The 17,012-nt window shown below is 39.8% G+C and carries 13 protein-coding genes; 9 read left to right on the top strand and 4 right to left on the bottom strand.

Annotated features, from left to right (window positions below):
• Nucleotides 1-5 precede the first annotated feature (5 nt).
• Entirely contained in the window at nt 6-551 is a 546-nt protein-coding gene (gene fraC / locus HG267_RS05290) for a filament integrity protein FraC (protein ID WP_045870947.1), read from the bottom strand.
• A gap of 329 nt (nt 552-880) precedes the next feature.
• Between fraC and HG267_RS05285 the strand changes: the two genes are divergently transcribed.
• The 3 genes from HG267_RS05285 to HG267_RS05275 all read left to right on the top strand — a co-directional run bounded on the left by HG267_RS05285 (nt 881) and on the right by HG267_RS05275 (nt 3,989).
• Nucleotides 881-2,017, top strand: coding sequence for a cob(I)yrinic acid a,c-diamide adenosyltransferase (locus HG267_RS05285; protein WP_045870599.1), 1,137 nt, complete (start codon nt 881-883; stop codon nt 2,015-2,017).
• Between the two features lie 191 nt (nt 2,018-2,208).
• Nucleotides 2,209-2,811, top strand: a complete 603-nt coding sequence (locus tag HG267_RS05280; protein ID WP_045870600.1) for a hypothetical protein — start codon at nt 2,209-2,211, stop codon at nt 2,809-2,811.
• Between the two features lie 839 nt (nt 2,812-3,650).
• Nucleotides 3,651-3,989, top strand: a complete 339-nt coding sequence (locus HG267_RS05275) for a KGG domain-containing protein (RefSeq protein WP_045870601.1) — start codon at nt 3,651-3,653, stop codon at nt 3,987-3,989.
• 287 nt (nt 3,990-4,276) lie between these two features.
• Here the strand turns inward: HG267_RS05275 and HG267_RS05270 are convergent, their stop codons facing one another.
• Entirely contained in the window at nt 4,277-5,425 is a 1,149-nt protein-coding gene (locus tag HG267_RS05270; RefSeq protein ID WP_045870602.1) for an alanine--glyoxylate aminotransferase family protein, read from the bottom strand.
• Nucleotides 5,426-5,796: 371 nt separating this feature from the next.
• On the opposite strand from HG267_RS05270, the gene HG267_RS05265 reads away from it, so the two are divergent.
• Entirely contained in the window at nt 5,797-6,447 is a 651-nt protein-coding gene (locus HG267_RS05265; protein WP_045870603.1) for a DUF938 domain-containing protein, read from the top strand.
• A 106-nt stretch (nt 6,448-6,553) separates the two neighbouring features.
• The gene (locus HG267_RS05260) at nt 6,554-6,949 is read left to right on the top strand and encodes a DUF1499 domain-containing protein (RefSeq protein ID WP_045870604.1); all 396 of its coding nucleotides are present in this window, start codon (nt 6,554-6,556) and stop codon (nt 6,947-6,949) included.
• A 68-nt stretch (nt 6,950-7,017) separates the two neighbouring features.
• Here HG267_RS05260 and HG267_RS05255 read toward each other — a convergent pair whose 3' ends face one another.
• The gene (locus HG267_RS05255; RefSeq protein ID WP_045870605.1) at nt 7,018-8,619 is read right to left on the bottom strand and encodes a helix-turn-helix domain-containing protein; all 1,602 of its coding nucleotides are present in this window, start codon (nt 8,617-8,619) and stop codon (nt 7,018-7,020) included.
• A 1,441-nt stretch (nt 8,620-10,060) separates the two neighbouring features.
• On the opposite strand from HG267_RS05255, the gene HG267_RS05250 reads away from it, so the two are divergent.
• From HG267_RS05250 to HG267_RS05235, 4 genes are all read left to right on the top strand, one after another.
• Entirely contained in the window at nt 10,061-10,408 is a 348-nt protein-coding gene (locus HG267_RS05250; RefSeq protein ID WP_045870606.1) for a hypothetical protein, read from the top strand.
• Complete coding sequence (coxB, locus tag HG267_RS05245) at nt 10,405-11,250, top strand: cytochrome c oxidase subunit II (RefSeq protein ID WP_045870607.1); 846 nt, start codon at nt 10,405-10,407, stop codon at nt 11,248-11,250. The genes HG267_RS05250 and coxB overlap by 4 nt, the downstream gene beginning before the upstream one ends.
• A 93-nt stretch (nt 11,251-11,343) precedes the next feature.
• Nucleotides 11,344-13,002 carry a cytochrome c oxidase subunit I gene (ctaD, locus tag HG267_RS05240; protein ID WP_045870608.1) on the top strand — a complete coding sequence of 553 codons (1,659 nt, stop codon included), beginning with the start codon at nt 11,344-11,346 and terminating at the stop codon, nt 13,000-13,002.
• A 163-nt stretch (nt 13,003-13,165) separates the two neighbouring features.
• Entirely contained in the window at nt 13,166-13,777 is a 612-nt protein-coding gene (locus tag HG267_RS05235) for a heme-copper oxidase subunit III (RefSeq protein ID WP_045870609.1), read from the top strand.
• 251 nt (nt 13,778-14,028) lie between these two features.
• Here the strand turns inward: HG267_RS05235 and HG267_RS05230 are convergent, their stop codons facing one another.
• The gene (locus HG267_RS05230) at nt 14,029-16,956 is read right to left on the bottom strand and encodes a UvrD-helicase domain-containing protein (protein ID WP_045870610.1); all 2,928 of its coding nucleotides are present in this window, start codon (nt 16,954-16,956) and stop codon (nt 14,029-14,031) included.
• Nucleotides 16,957-17,012 lie beyond the last annotated feature (56 nt).

Raw genomic sequence — 17,012 nt, 5'->3', positions numbered from 1 at the left:
TTAAATTAGAAAACTTTATTCCGAATCAGTAGAACAAAAGTTATAGCCGTATAACTCAATGAATTAGCTATTAATAAAGTAGAAACTAAATTATTACTAATTAATTTAGAGCGTTTGAGCTTACGCCAGTTTGGTGGTTCGTTGCTTGTCGTTTCTTCTCTCTTTTTCCAAAATTCTTCATTGAGTAAGAGTGAGAAACCTCTGAGCAGAAATAACTTGACAATAAACGTAGCAAAGAAAATTATAAAAGCAGATAAAATAATGACAGTTTGCGTATTAGAATATTTAACCGTGTTGAAGAATATATAGTTAATTAATTCTGTCCGCAACTGCAGGGGCAACATAGGCTCTATGACGAAAAACGCTACCCAACCAATCACGCTGGAAAAGAGATTAATAGATATTGCATAAAAAATGCTAGTTTTTTTGTCAAATTTTAATCTTCTGTTGAAACAGTAGCCTTCTATAGAGATGGCCATCAGTATAAATAAGAGATCAAACAAAATTGCGCCTATCGGCAATACTCTGGGAAGAGTCCAATCGTCAAACATAAACCTTCCTCTGTAAGGGTTAACTTTAGAGAGTATAACTGGCATACCCACTGTGATGGGGGCAATTATCTCATTGTTCTTGCCTTTTACCATCGGGATGTGCCAGTATTTTTCGGGGACTGGGGACTGGGGACTGGGGAATGGGGAATGGGGAATGGGTGAAAAATTAAGACTTCAAATTTAATACATATATTTAATGTTCTATGCCCAATGCCCAATGCCCAATGCCCAATGCCCAATGCCCAATGCCCAAATATCATAGCCGCTCTACCTGAGAGTGCAAGACGTTCGTTAAGATTAAAAATTGCTACATTAGAGCTTTTCGAGAAATGACAAGGAACGGTATCGGTATTCGCACGGCGCAAGTGCGTCCTGAACGGCTCACTGGTCAAATTCACGTCTACGATGGTGCTGGGAAAGGGAAGTCCCAAGCAGCTTTAGGCGTGGTTTTGCGCTCGATTGGCTTGGGAATTAATACACCGAGCAATGCAAATCGTGTCTTATTACTAAGATTCTTAAAGGGGCCAGAACGAGATTATGATGAGGACGGCGCAATTGCTGCATTGCAGCGCGGCTTTCCTCATTTAATTGACCAAGTACGAACTGGGAGAGCAGAATATTTTGGCCCTGACGAAATTACTGCCTTTGACTGTGCTGAAGCAGCTAGAGGTTGGGATGTCGCTAAAGGTGCGATCGCCTCTGGTTTATATTCTGTTGTAGTTCTCGATGAAATTAACCCAGTTCTAGATTTAGGTTTGCTGGAAGTTGATGAAGTTGTACGGACACTTAAGTCTAAACCCCAGGATTTAGAAATTATTGCTACTGGACGTGCTGCACCGCAAAAGCTGCTAGATATTGCCGATTTACATTCGGAAATGAAGCCTCAACATCACCCCACAGCAGAAGCATTGCTAATTGAGGGGATTGAGATTTATACGGGTGCTGGCAAAGGTAAGTCTACCAGCGCTTTAGGTAAGGCATTACAAGCTATAGGTAGAGGAATCAATCATCCTGGCTCTACCCGCGTAATGATTATGCAATGGCTCAAAGGTGGTAGTGGCTACACAGAAGACGCTGCGATCGCAGCCTTACAGCAATCATATCCAGAGGTAGTGGATCATCAACGTTGTGGAAGAGATGCGATCGTCTGGCGCAATTCTCGCCAAGAATTAGACTACGTAGAAGCCGAAAGAGGTTGGGAAATTGCCAAAACTGCGATCGCTTCTGGATTGTATAAAACCATTATTTTGGATGAACTCAATCCCACCGTTGACTTAGAATTACTCCCCGTAGAACCGATTGTGCAAGCATTACTTCGCAAACCCCGTGATACGGAAGTAATTATCACCGGTCGCTGTCAAAATCAACCTTCATACTTTGATTTAGCCAGCGTTCACTCCGAAGTTTATTGCCACAAACACTATGCCAATCACGGCGTAGAACTAAAACGTGGCGTAGATTTTTAAATTGGGTGTTTGGTGTTTGGTATTCGGTATTTATAATTAGTTGTTCCCATTCCCCATTACCCCTTTTCCCTTCCCCCATTCCCCAATCTAACTGTGTCCTTTTATTACTAATTAATAAGTAATTCCTCTCAGGCTTTTTAACCATTTTTTCAAGTAGTTTTTATTATCCACTTATAAAAAATGGTTACAATATGCTGTTTCGTAAATTACTTACTTTACCAGCTGTTCTAGCTGTTTTAGGCAGTACATTTCCGGCTTTTGCTATTCCATCAGAAGTATTTATTTCTGAATTGCCAGAAATTCAGCAAAGCTTACCACCAGGTTATGCAATGCGTTTACCCGAACAAATTCGCTTAGGAGATGGTAGTAATCGCGATTTGCTCAGTAAACTAACTGTCAAAGTTTTTTCTAGCAATTCGCCTCGCAGTATGATTGTGGGTTTATTCAGTTGTGAAACTACTGATACGTCTTGTTTAGTAGGCAGTTTTAGCGTTGATAGCCCCAATTCTGTCACTGCAATCAAAGAATTTTATAAACACAGACACACAGGTAAGCCAGTTTCTTTAGGAAAAAATATTCAAGGGTATTTATTAGAAGGAAATCAGCAAAATCCACCACAACCTTTTTCTTCATTGATGTGGCAGCAAGATGCATTAGTCCACACAGTTTCGTTCCCCGTTAAAGAACGGCAAAATATTCTCTGGATGGGTTATTCGATGGTGCATCAGCCACCTGTTCGCCGCACCTATGCGAAGTTGAAAAGACCAAGTCCGGTATTGTCGGCTGAGAAGTAAAACAGAGTAATTTGTAATTCGTAATTCGTAATTCGTAATTACAAAATTGTTGCTAGGGATAACCCAGAACCCTGACTTTTTGAAAAATTCGGGGTTTTAAATCTTACTAAAGTACGAGATTTTCTACAGTTTGCTTGAATCGAGGCGTGAAAATAGTTTAGGCTGAAATTGTCTACCTATTTTTTTTAAGGTGAACAATGCCAGAGCCTGATAAGAACATTTTAAAAATACAGCCAATCACGCTAGTGTTGATTATCTCGGCTTTAATTCTTTTACCTCTTTTATTCGCTGGTTTTCTATCCCAGTAAATTCTAGAGCAATTGAAATTCCTCAACCCAACTGATTACCAAGCATTTGAGGAATTTGAGGAGAGCGATCGCGCTTTGCAATATGTACCAATTCTTCATCATTCGCTAAATATCCATAAATTTTAGGGTAGGGAAATCCTACCCTCTATAGATTTTGGTACGTATTAACAATTCTCAGCTACTAATTCACTAGTTGGTCATTTTTGGAAAAAATCAGATTTTCTCTATTAAGCAAGCTCTGCAAAAAGAGAATTTATCAAGTTTGCTGGAGCCTAGAATTTAAAGCTTTTTTAAAAATTTTTCTGCGATTTTTTAGTTCAGGTAGATTATCGCTAATTCTAGGTTTCAGTATATATCTTTGTATATATATATAGTCATGCTCTAACCGTAAATCTTTCTCCCTAAGGAGACATGAATACAACTCAATTTGGTAGCTAACTTTAGAAAGTAATTATTTGACATAAGAAACCGAACAAGGTTTCCACTGGCTACAAAAGTCAAAAGCTTTAGTTAGTTAAAAGGAGTTTTCAAATGTCAGACACCAGTAAGCGCGGTTTTGCTTCTATGGATGAAGATAAACAACGCGAAATTGCTAGTAAAGGCGGACACGCTGCTCATGAAAAAGGTACAGCACACGAGTTTACCTCTGAGGAAGCCCGTGAAGCTGGACGCAAGGGCGGTGAAGCTGTAAGCCAAGACAGAGAACACATGGCTGAAATTGGCAGCAAAGGCGGCAAGAGTTCCCACAGAGGCAGCAGCAAATCAAATAATAATAATGATGAGGACAATAACGAAGAAGGCAAAGGCACTCAGGGTGGTACCCGAGGGCAACATTCTCAAGCTGGAAAGCAAAGCCACAAGAATCAATAGAGGTTAATAGGGATTGGGGACTAGGTACTGGGTACTGGGTACTGGGAACAGTTTATTTTTATGCCTTTGTTGTGTCATTTATCACATCAGAGGCTAACTTGAAAATGGGCATAGGGCATAGGGCATGGGGCATGGGGCATTGGAAATACAGGTTTTCATTTTTGGTTGTGGGTTTTTCCCATGAGGGGCTAACTTGAAAAACTTATGATAGCTGGGTAAAAAGACTACTTTGTAGTTCCTAATCCCCAGTCCCTAATCCCTAGTTCCTAATCCCTAGTTCCTAATCCCTATTTAGGTAATACCTGGCGCAGTGCTTCTAAAAGTCTATCAACACTTTCTTTACGGCTGTTAAAGCCCATTAGTCCAACCCGCCAAACTTTACCGGCTAGTTCGCCAAGACCACCGCCAATTTCAATGTTATGTTCATCAAGTAGCTTACGGGCAATGGCTTTGCCATCAACTCCTTCAGGGATGCGAACAGTGGTTAGTGTTGGGAGACGATATTCTCGCTCTACGTGCATACTTAATCCAATATCTTCCAAACTATCCCAGAGATACTCTACATTTTTTTGATGACGTTGCCAGCTGTTTGCTAGTCCTTCTTCCGCCACTAAACGTAGTGCTTCCCGTAATGCATAGTACAGATTAATGGGTGCTGTATGGTGATAGATGCGTTCAGTACCCCAATATTTACTCAGCAAGTTCATATCTAAATACCAGTTAGCAACCTTGCTACGTCTGTTTTGCAATTTCTCTACAGCACGGGGACTCATGGTAAAGGGTGAAGCACCCGGAGGACAACCCAAGCCTTTTTGACTACAGCTGTAAGCAAGGTCTACTCCCCAATTATCTAAAAATATGGGTACTCCACCCAAGCTGGTAACGGTATCTACTAGTAATAGTGTGTCAAATTCACGACATAAATCAGCTACCCCTTCCAACGGCTGACGTGCGCCAGTGGAGGTTTCCGCATGAACTAAGGCGAGAATTGCTGGGCGATGAGTTTCTAGTGCTGTGCGGATTTCATCTAAATTGAAGACTTGTCCCCAAGGTTTAGTAATAGTGCGGACATCTGCGCCATATCTTCCCGCCATATCTACAAGGCGATTGCCAAAATATCCCGCTACACCAATTAATACGACATCGCCAGGTTCTGTGATATTGGCGATGGTTGCTTCCATTGCGGCTGTTCCTGTACCGCTAACTGCAATTGTCAGGGGGTTTTCTGTCTGCCATACGTAGCGTAGCAATGACTGAATTTCATCCATCAAAGCCAGAAAAGCAGGATCAAGATGCCCAACTGGTGAGGTATTCATTGCCTGAAGAACGGCTGGATGAGCATTGGAAGGCCCCGGCCCCAATAGTAGACGATTTGGCGTTGCTAAAGGTGCAAGTTGTAACCTTTGACTATCGTTGATTGATACGGTATGCGTCATGATTTTTTGTAAGCTATGCGGTACTTACCGCATCATAGAGCGATCGCATCACCGTTTTTTGAGTGATTCTCAGGATTCTTAATTTTGCTTATCAATGAGTGCTGAAGTAAGATGCAGCATACTTTTACAAGCATCCAAAGCAAGATATTTCAGCGAAAATTACTAATTTAGATAACGTTGCTCTCGGTATTATGGTCTTGATGGCAGTTATCCCAATACGGTTCGGATAAGTCTTTTGCATCTCCCTCGTGATTTGGGAAAAGGGTAATGGGAAAAGGGTAAGGGTGAATTCAATCCTTTTCCCCTTTTCCCTTTCCCCCTTAACCGAACTGTATTGGCAGTTATCCCACTTTCTTTCTCCAACTACAGGAATGACACCACAAGACGCAAGGCAAGAAGCACCCGCAACCCAGCGCAACCGCGAACCGATTTTAGAAGTACTTTTACAAGTATTACCTGCGAGTGGCACGATACTGGAAATAGCTGCTGGAACTGGCGAACATTCAGTGTTTTTTGCCCCCAAATTCAAACCGCGCCAGTGGCTACCTACAGATGTAAACCCACAGTCACTCGCCAGCATTAGTGCCTGGATTGAACACTGCGGCTGTGAGAATATTTATCCACCGCAAACGCTGGATGTGAGAGAAGCAGTTTGGACAGTGGAAACAGGAGTAGTCAGCGAGTGGCTTCAGACTTCACCAATTACTGCGATCGTTAATATTAATATGATTCATATTTCATCTTGGTCAGCTTGTCTGGGGCTAATGGCAGGGGCAAATCGTATCCTTCAACCGGGAGATATTCTGTATTTATACGGCCCATTTAAACGCGGTGGAGAACATACAGCACCGAGTAATGCTGCTTTTGATGAATATTTACGCGCCCAAAATCCAGAGTGGGGTGTGCGTAACTTAGAGGATGTCATTGCAGTAGCTAATGCAGAAAATTTTGTCTTCAAACAGATTTACCAAATGCCCGCAAATAATCTTTCCGTAGTGTTTGAACGTTCTGCTAATGAATGAATTTAATTCGTATTCCTATATATTCCATCTCAGGTGGCTTGCTTGTGAGCAATTAATTCTTCTAGAGTGAATACGACTTTAAATTACAAAATTTCACAAGATAATTATGGTTTTTGCAGGTAAAAGACCTAATAACTTAGGGGTTAACAACGGGAAACTAGCATCTTGTCCCAATAGCCCTAACTGTGTATCTAGCCAAAGTACAGATGCAGTCCATCAAATTGCCCCACTGACTTTTACATCAACGCCAGAAGAAGCGATCGCCAATCTTAAAAGTATCATTGAGTCTTTACCCAGAACTCAAATCATTACTGAAAGTACTGATTATCTGTATGCAGAATTTAAAAGTGCCTTATTAGGCTTCGTGGATGATGTCGAATTTTATCTTGACCGCAACGCAAATGTCATTCAAGTGCGTTCAGCTTCTCGCTTGGGTCAAAGCGATTTAGGTGTAAATCGTCAACGCATAGAAACTATTCGCGCCAAGTTCAACGAAGCTTAAATGAGGACAAGGGGGCGGGGTAGAGACGCGATGAATCGCGTCTTTACAAGCACGGGGAGAAATTCTCATTACCCATTACCCATCGCCAATGCTTTTTGTAATAACATTTGGTCTTCTAACTTAGCTTCAAAACGCCCATTTTCAATATCACGAATCCAACTTTGGCTTTTACCTGTTAGCTTTGCTAAGTCTCTTTGGCTTAACCCTAGTCTTTTTCTCGCCTCAAGAATATATTCAACAGAAAGCGCTATTTGTGGTTTTAATTTTGTTTTGCGGCTAGTAGTTCGCTGCTTTTTCTTAGATTTGGCAAGTTGTTTTTTCCACTCTGGTGGAACTTCAAAATATAAGATGCGGGCATTCATGAGTCGATTCCACTTACCACGAGGGGCTGCATCGGTTAATCGCGTACCGTTACTACCATCATCAATCCAGAAGTCCAATGCGGCTTCTGCATCTTCAGGAATATCAACTAATTTTGCCCATAAAGGTTGAATTTCTAATGGGTAGGTAACAGGATCGAATATAGGTTTGAGTCCATGATAATTAAGTACTTCTAAATCGCTTTCAAATATTCTTAAGAGGCGTTGGCGATGCTCTGGGTGTCCAGAGACTTGGCTCAGTTTTCGCTCGCCATAAGCAACTCTCATGAGGGTGGGGATAGTAATGCGTTGTTCTCTACCTATTTTGGTTTTAAATAATAACCACAGCATCATCCGCGCTGCACCTTCATGCTGTTGCCAAATGCTCATGACTACATTTAGTAAAGCTTTAGGTAAGGTACCGTATTGATAGAAAGCAGTACGCTCTTTGCAGCCTTGGCGATTGAGAAAATACTCTGCCCACTGACCGACTTTAATTGTAAAGGTCAACCCAACTAGATGTTTGCATCCTAAATCGTCTTCTTGAAAGTGGTGTTGAATATCTAATAAATGCCACAAGCGGCTTTTTTCTAGGTATACCCCTGGAATCTTCCCTTTTGCGGGTAAATCAATAGAAGCGATCAGTTGACAGGGTTGTTGAGCAAGTTCTTTAATCAAAGCTAGCTTGGTAGTTTTGCTCAAGTCTTTACGTTTCTCTAGCCCTAGATAGTCCTCAATCTGTCGGTCGTTGATGGTAAACTTTTCTTCCCAAGGTTGATCTAGGTTAGTGGCGTGAGCGGCATATATTAAGTGCATACAAGCAGATCTAATATCAAATGCCTCGATCGCAGATAAAGCCTTGGCACCTTTAAGTACGCTTTCTGGCTCGGAATTTACGCTATCCGTCACTCGGAATGCGATCGCACCTTTACCACCATTAATTTGTCGTTGATAATATAACTCTCCATCCGCATCAACTTGCCAAGGAAGCGATTGACGCTGGGCTAAAACATTGCATAATTCCCAAATAACAATAGCTGAGGCAAAAGGATGTCCTTTCCCATCGGTAAATAGCTTCTGACTGGTAATGACATTAGCATCAACCTTGCATCTACCCTTTTTTGCTTGATAAGGCACTGGAGAATTGACAGGGCAACAAAGGACACACTGCGGTGTCATATAACCTTCGCAATCATTACACAAACTCGGATCTATCCAGTAGTCACCATCGATAACTTGGATCGCACCTTCAGGACACTGAGGAAGGCAATGGTCACACTGAATACAGCGCTTAGTAATGGCATAGGGCATAGTATTGTAAGAGTGATTTTTAAATTGAAATGCTAAATCAAGCCGTAGATAGCTACGGAATTCAGCTTTTATCTATTCCTCTCGGTGGCAAAGATGCCGAATTTTCTAGATGTTGCTAATACGCGATCGCCGCAAAATTTTAATTAGTTAAAAATTAATTGCTGTTGATTCCAAAATTATTCTGCTATCCGCATTGATCTATCTTAACCTTAGTAAATTTTTTAACCAAAAGCATCTGATTTTTTTGTTCATTTTGAACTATTAAATGAATCTTCACATTTGCCAAACAATTATTATACAGAATAGCTTTCACTAACATTTAGTTACCGATTTTAACATAAATGTAACAAACCTATTTCTAGTTTAATAAATGATGTTAGGAAAGGCATAAAATGGGATTTCTTGCCATAAAATTATTATTGTTTTAAGCATCTGTTGGAAAAATGTAGGGATTTGCGTCACAGCGATTTGAATATATCAAAATCAGGAAAATTTGACATTATTAAATTTAATTGATATTTAATATTCAAAAAAGTCTCTTTTTTTAGCAATATTTGGATAATTTTAATTTTGTGATCTGTATATAGCAATCCACTTTGATTTCTGAAATTATTTGCGTAGGAAGGAATATTTGAGGAATTTAGTTGTAATTGATGAATTGTGTATGTTGAAACACAGAATATGGAGAGTACAAGCGCGCTTCACTTAATTAATAACTCATTAACATTTCTTGACTGGAGAAGAATAACTTAACAAATAGCTTCTGATGTTGCCTCAGTAGAGCTTTGTCTTGAGTACAGAAACGCTAGTACCCCTACCTGTAAGTAAATATTCCTCCCCTCAAAAAAATACTAGTACCCCACCATAAAAAAACTTTGAAATCTTTACTAGGCAGGGGTTTCAACAGTTGAGTACATCCCTAATTAAATGCTGTTACTAGATGAGGTAGCTGATATAACACTTTTGATAGATAGAACTCAGGCAAGTGTCATCAATTTCTATCGCAGTTGTATTTGATATATGAACAGGACAAGGAAACAAAGGTAACAAGGAGGATAAATTAAAGAGATATTTGTAACTTCTACACAGATTGCTATAGTTGAGACTTTCAATAATAGATAGTTAAGAACTATAAATTCTAAAGAAAGTCTAAAAAATATAGTCTTACCTGAGTAGATTGAAGCCAAATATCTTTTTTTGTGATATGTATCACGAAAAACCTACTTAACATTCCTAACTTATATTTAGCTGGCTATTTGTTTCAGTCTTAATATAAACGCGATAAACATAAGTTAAAGTAATACCTGCATATATCAAATATCAACGAGGTTATCTGTGAATTGTAAAGATTATTGACATTTAAAACTGGAATTAACCAGATTTAAAATGCAGAACTTATACCTCCGCATCTATAGGAATATGCGGTTTTGCAGTCATGCTTATGAAATCTAAACTCTTAAGAATGCTCACAGTATTTTTATTAAGCTTAGTAGTGCTTTCTCCAGCTTTAGTGGCAATAATTATAGTTTGGCAGGAGCATCTAAATTTTCAGGCAACACAAAACCTAGTGTATGCTGTTTCCGATGTTCAGCAATTCACTAATCACGGTGTCACTATGGCTATTTCTATATTATTATGGCTGATAATTTTGGCTCCTATTGGCCTTTGTTTAGGAATTACTTTGCATAAGGGCTATGTTGCTTATCGTGCTGCTGTGCTACAAAGAAAAATCCAAATGTTGGAAAAAATGTGGCAGCAAAATACTTATCCAGAGGAAATTATTTTATGAAACAAATTCCCCTTGGGATTATAACTTTAATTGCAGGTATCTTAATTACGCTAATTAGCTTGTGGGTAGGACAAAATAATCATCTTTTGCCTGTTCAAGCTTCCGCACAAGCGCCTTTAGTAGATGATTTCTTTAATGTGATGGTAGCCATTGGGACTGCTTTATTTTTAGTAGTACAAGGGGCCATCCTGTTTTCTGTAATTAAGTTTCGTCGGCGGCCTGGAGATAATGGCGATGGCCTGCCAATTGAAGGTAGCTTTCCCCTAGAAATTTTGTGGACTATTATCCCCGGAATCATTGTAATTGGATTGGGGGTTTACAGCGTAGATGTTTACACCGAGATGGGCGGGATGGATGAGATTGGTCATCACGGTATGACCCACGAGTCAATGATGGCACAACCCGAATCAAACCCCATTGGTATTGGTTCGACACCTGCAACCGAAGGTAAACCACCATCTTTAGTAGTTAACGTCACCGGAATGCAATATGCTTGGCTGTTCAACTATCCCGATAGCGATGTGAATACAGGCGAACTGCACGTTCCCATCGGTCAAGATGTATTACTGAATATCTCTGCAAATGATGTAATTCACTCATTTTGGGTGCCTCAGTTTCGGTTGAAGCAAGATGCAATTCCTGGTCAACCTACACAGTTGCGGTTCACCGCCACCAAAACAGGAACCTATCCCATAGTTTGCGCCGAACTGTGTGGTGGCTATCACGGTAGTATGCGTACTTCTGTAGTTGTCCACACCCCAGAAGATTACGATCGCTGGTTGGCAGAAAATCGCGTAGCCCAACAGCCAGAAATGGATCAAACCGTTGCCGTCAATCCATAAGCGTTTTTCCAGATAATACCAACTTCGGATAGCTAGTCTTGTTTTATTCAAGATTTTCAATCCAAAATCTCAAATCCAAAATCCAAAATTGGTATGACACAATTAGAAACTCCCAAATCTACAACAGTCGTTACCCACCACGAAGTACCCGAAAAGTGGAAATGGTACGACTATTTCACCTTTAATATCGATCACAAAGTCATTGGCATTCAATATCTGGTAACCGCCTTTGTGTTTTACCTGATTGGTGGATTAATGGCGATGGCGATCCGCATCGAATTAAATACACCAGATGCAGATTTTCTCGATCCCAACCTTTACAACGCCTTCATGACCAACCACGGCACATTAATGATTTTTATGTGGATTGTGCCGGCGGCGATTGGGGGATTTGGTAACTTCCTGATTCCCTTGATGGTGGGGGCGCGAGATATGGCGTTTCCCAAATTGAATGCGATCGCATTTTGGTTAAATCCGCCGGCTGGGGCCTTACTTTTGGGTAGCTTCTTCTTTGGTGGTTCTCAAAGTGGCTGGACTGCTTACCCACCATTGAGTTTAATCACAGCTAACACTGCCCAATCAATGTGGATTTTAGCGATCGTGTTGGTGGGGACTTCCTCAATTTTGGGGGCGTTAAACTTTGTCGTCACCATCTTGAAGATGAAAGTCCCCAGTATGCAATGGACGCAAATGCCCTTATTCTGCTGGGCAATTTTAGCCACTTCAGTTTTAGCCCTGCTGTCTACCCCAGTTTTAGCAGCCGGATTAGTGCTGTTATTATTTGATATCAACTTTGGCACTTCTTTCTTTAAGCCGGATGCTGGCGGAAATGTGGTGCTTTATCAGCATTTATTTTGGTTTTATTCCCACCCTGCCGTATATTTAATGATTTTGCCCATCTTCGGCATTATGTCGGAGGTGATTCCCGTTCACGCCCGTAAACCGATATTTGGCTATAAAGCGATCGCTTATTCTAGCTTGGCAATCTGCATTATTGGTTTATTTGTTTGGGTACACCATATGTTTACCAGTGGTACACCCCCTTGGATGCGGATGTTCTTTACCATTTCTACCCTGATTGTTGCTGTTCCCACTGGCGTGAAGATTTTTGGTTGGGTAGCAACTCTGTGGGGCGGTAAAATCCGCTTTACCAGTGCCATGTTATTTGCCATTGGCTTGCTATCAATGTTTGTCGTTGGCGGATTAGGCGGCGTAACCTTGGGTACAGCGCCTTTTGATATCCATGTTCACGATACATATTATGTAGTTGGTCACTTCCACTACGTATTATTTGGCGGTTCTGTATTTGGTATCTATGCGGGAATTTACCATTGGTTCCCCAAGATGACTGGCAGAATGATGAATGAAACCTGGGGAAGAGTACATTTTGCCCTGACTTTTGTTGGTACTCACCTCACTTTCCTACCCATGCACCAACTAGGGTTGCAAGGAATGCCGCGCCGTGTCGCCATGTATGACCCTCAATTTGCAGGAATTAATCATATTTGTACTATTGGCGCAATAATTCTCGGCATATCTGTAATCCCGTTCTTCTTCAACGCCATTTGGAGTTGGATGAATGGCCCCAAAGCGTCAGATAACCCTTGGGAAGCGCTGACTTTAGAATGGACAACCACTTCACCCCCAGCGATTGAAAACTGGGAAGTACTACCAGTTGTGACTCACGGCCCCTACGATTATGGGCGCAGTGATGAAGGAAAACCCACAGCGCAAACGGCTGCCTCGGTTTAACGTTAGTGGATGCGTTACGCGATCGCTAACCCATCCTACGTGAACTCTGCGTTCTCTGTGCCTCTGTGGTTTTATATGATTTTTAACCGCAGAAGACACAGAGAGAAGAAGAAGGCTGAAATTCAAGCCAATTATTTCTCCTTAAATTTAGAAATTGGAATTTATGCAGGATTCAACTTTGAACGCCCCAGAAATAGCGTTGGGTTCAGCCGCTTCCCATGAAGAACATCAAGACTTGCGGGTGTTCGGGCTGCTGACGTTTCTGGTTTCTGAGTCTTTGATGTTTGGTGGTTTTTTTGCCACTTACCTAATTTTGCGTGGTGGTGCCGCAGTTTGGCCGCCGGAAGGGACAGAGGTAGAATTACTCATACCCACAATTAACACCATCATCCTAGTTTCTAGTAGCTTTGTGATCCACTTAGGTGATACAGCGATTAAGAAAAATCATATCGCGGGGATGCGCTTATGGTATGGCATCACAGCGTTGATGGGCGCGATTTTCCTGGGAGGTCAGGTATATGAGTATCTGACTTTGGGATATGGGTTAACTACCAACGTATTTTCTAATTGCTTTTACTTGATGACAGGTTTTCACGGTTTACACGTATTTATAGGGTTGCTGTTAATACTTGGTGTACTGTGGCGATCGCGCCGTGTCGGTCATTACTCTGCTACGAAACATACTGGCATTGAAATGGCAGAAATCTACTGGCACTTTGTAGATATCATTTGGATCATTCTATTTACGCTGTTGTATATTCTGAGCGTATTTTAGAAGTTACAAGAAATGCAAAGCTGAAAGCACAAGTAGCCACAATTAAACTCAACAGCAAGCAGCAATCAGAGTTTATTTATAAATATTTTTGTAGCGTATGTTAGGCGCTTATTTTTAAGATGATTTGTCACGAAATAACTATCCTAGCGCCTAACGCACCATCCGTAAGGCGGTGCATTACTTAACTTTAGTGAGATTTAAATCCCCGACTTTTTCAAAAAGTCGGGGATCTGGGTAAAAATGCAGTAGTACTAAATTTCAGGCTTTTTCTGCTCTTTCAGTATCTTCGCTTTTTGGAAATCTAACTGGCTTAATATTTGGTAAACTCTACCTCGCTCATAATATATCTCTGCAGATTGTGGATTAATCATTAAAGCTTGATTGTAATCCTCTATCGCAGAAAGATATTGTTTGAGTTTTATCTTAGCCCTTCCTCGGCGCACATAAGCTTCAGTATATTGAGAATTTAACTGTAAGACTTGTGTGTAATCAGCTAATGCTTCTTGAAAATTTTGTTGTTCAAAGTTTTGTTTTCCAGATGCCATTAAACTTTCAATAGCTTTTTGACAAGTTTCCGTGGCTTTATCAACTATTCCTGCTAATTGATATTGTTCATATGCTTGTAACCATTGTTTTTGTTTTTCAAAATCCTTAGCTTGATATTCAGCTTTTTTAGCTATATTATTACTGTTCATCCAGCAACGTTTTTCATCATCAAATCGTCTCAATTGATGCCATTGCTGGGCCGCATCTTCCCAATGTTCTTTTACTTCCAGTAGTCGAATTTCACAGATTTGCTTATTTTCTAAATTACCTGCTTGTTGCCAACAGTTTGCTGCTGCTTCCCACTGTGCATCTTTCTCAAATAATTCAGCGGCTTGCTTGTATCTTCCAATAACTTCCCATTCTCGAGCCGCTTGTGTAAATTGACCTTTTTCTTCTAATAAATGAATATCACAGATTTGTTTTTGTGCAAAATTACCTGCTTTTCCCCAATAATGTGCTGCTGCTTCCCATTTTTGAACACGCTGGAAAAGTTTGGCAGCAGTCTCCCAATTCTCTAATTCGGCAAAAATTACCGCAGCTTCTTGATATTTACCTTCTTTTTGTAGTTGTTTAGCTCTGGCTTGCAAATATTTTAATCTATCACCTGATTTATCAAAACATTCAACAGCTTGTAGATAAAACTCAGCTTTTAAGTAATATTCTCCACGTTGCTGCCAATCTTGAACTTGTTCGGCAGAACGATTTTCTGCTATTGTTTGCATATCCTGAATTTTGTAGTAATTGATCAGTTCTGGTTGCTGCCAAAATTCAGAAATTTTTTCTTCCCAAACATTTAAAATTCGACGGGCACGAGTTACAGCTACATAAAGTAAATTCAACTCTAATAATAATCCTGGTATTTCATTCTCAGGCAATCGAGAAGGTTTTTGTAAAACTCTGTACCATAAATTCTGGTGACATTCAAAAAAATTTACTAAAAATACAGTATCAAACTCTAAACCTTTAGCTTCCTCAATTGTAAACACTAAAGAAGACTTAAAAACTGCGCGCAGATGTTCTCTTTCTGGATTGGTTCTAACTAAAATAGCATCACCTGGATGAAGAGTTTGCAGTATAGATTCCAAATGTTGATTAGAAGCAGCAACTATCCGAGTTAGTTCACCATAATTGCTAATAGCCTGAGTGTTTTTATAGGGATAAGATGTATTTAATAATCGATAACGTATTTGCAATATTTGGTTAGCTAAATTAACTAATGTGCCAACACTGCGAAAGTTGAATGTGAATGTTTCTTGCAGAGGTTGTTTTCGTCCATTTTGAAAAAATCTTGTTGTCAAGTCTTCCCAGCGAAAACCACTAGGACTAATCATTTGGTGTAAATCACCAGCAAAAAATAAATTCCCTGTCGGTGCAACGAGTCGCATGAGAAATTCTAACTGTAATTCAGTAAAATCTTGCACTTCATCACAGACAATTAAGCGATAATCTTTCAAATTGTTTTCAATGACAACTTCTAAGGCTTTCCGAGTCAAATCTATATCATCAAATCGACCATTTTCTTTAATCTTTCTTTGATACCAATAAGTAAATGCCGAGTAAAAAGTAGCACGTTTACTCAGTTGGACAATACTTGAACGTTTAGCACCTAAATGTTCATACTCAGATTGGCTTAAATAATCTGCATCCAAAGCCAGTTGACTACCTTTGATAATACTACGAATTTCATTCCAAACTAAAGCAGTAGGATATTTTTGACGTTCTTTATGTAAATAAATTTTTTCAAAAATATGAAAATTTACTTCATCTTCAGGTGAATAACTCTGTCCAGTTAGCTCAAGAATTTCTAAACATAAGTCTCTTAGGGTTTTAAACTGAAACAGAGATGTAACTTCAGGATTATTAGTACCTAATAATTGGTAAAACTGTTCTTTTGCATTATTGACTAATAAAGGATTGTAAGCAACATAAAGCCTTTTAGAAGATTGTGGGTACAGTCGGTAATCATTCAAAAGACGATATATAGCTACTGTAGTTTTGCCAGTCCCCGCACTACCTTTGAGAAGTATATCCTCGTTTATTGTAGATAATGCGTATTCTTCAGGTGTAAGTTTGAATTGTAAATCTACATCCTGGTTAATAATGGCTCGTTGCCAATCTTCGGGTGAGTCTATAATTAACCACTGTATATTACCTAAGAGTTCATCTTTATTATCTGATAACTTTGTTAAATCTAAATCTTCATCTTCTAATTGGTCAAACTCTAGTTGAGTGCGTTCAGTTTGCGGCAGTTCATTAAAATCTGATTCTATATTACCTAGAGTATTAATTATCTCTCCATCTAACCAAGTTGCATCTGGGGTTCTTTCTCTAGCTGCTTTTCTAGGAACATCATCATGATCCAAACAAATATCCTGAATGGCGATGTAAACTTCCGCCTCTCCTGTTTCAGGCTGTCTTGATTTGTCGTAAGTAAAAATTAGACGACTAGCACGATCAATCCTTGCTTCCCAAACTCTTTTATTAATACCTTTCAGCCGTTTAACTCTCAATCCACCATTAAACTGTCGCCGTCTTAGCTGATTAATGCAGTCCCAAGTTTTTTGCCGAACATTACTGCTAATATTTTTACGCAAAAACTTAACAACATCTGGATGTAGGACGATTGAGAGCATAATTTTAATTTTGTCAGCTTCGATAAATTAGTCAAAAAAATACATAGATAAATAAT

Source organism: Tolypothrix sp. PCC 7601 (assembly GCF_025677855.1).
Taxonomy (GTDB): domain Bacteria; phylum Cyanobacteriota; class Cyanobacteriia; order Cyanobacteriales; family Nostocaceae; genus Aulosira; species Aulosira diplosiphon.
This window is presented reverse-complemented; position numbering and strand designations above follow the sequence as displayed.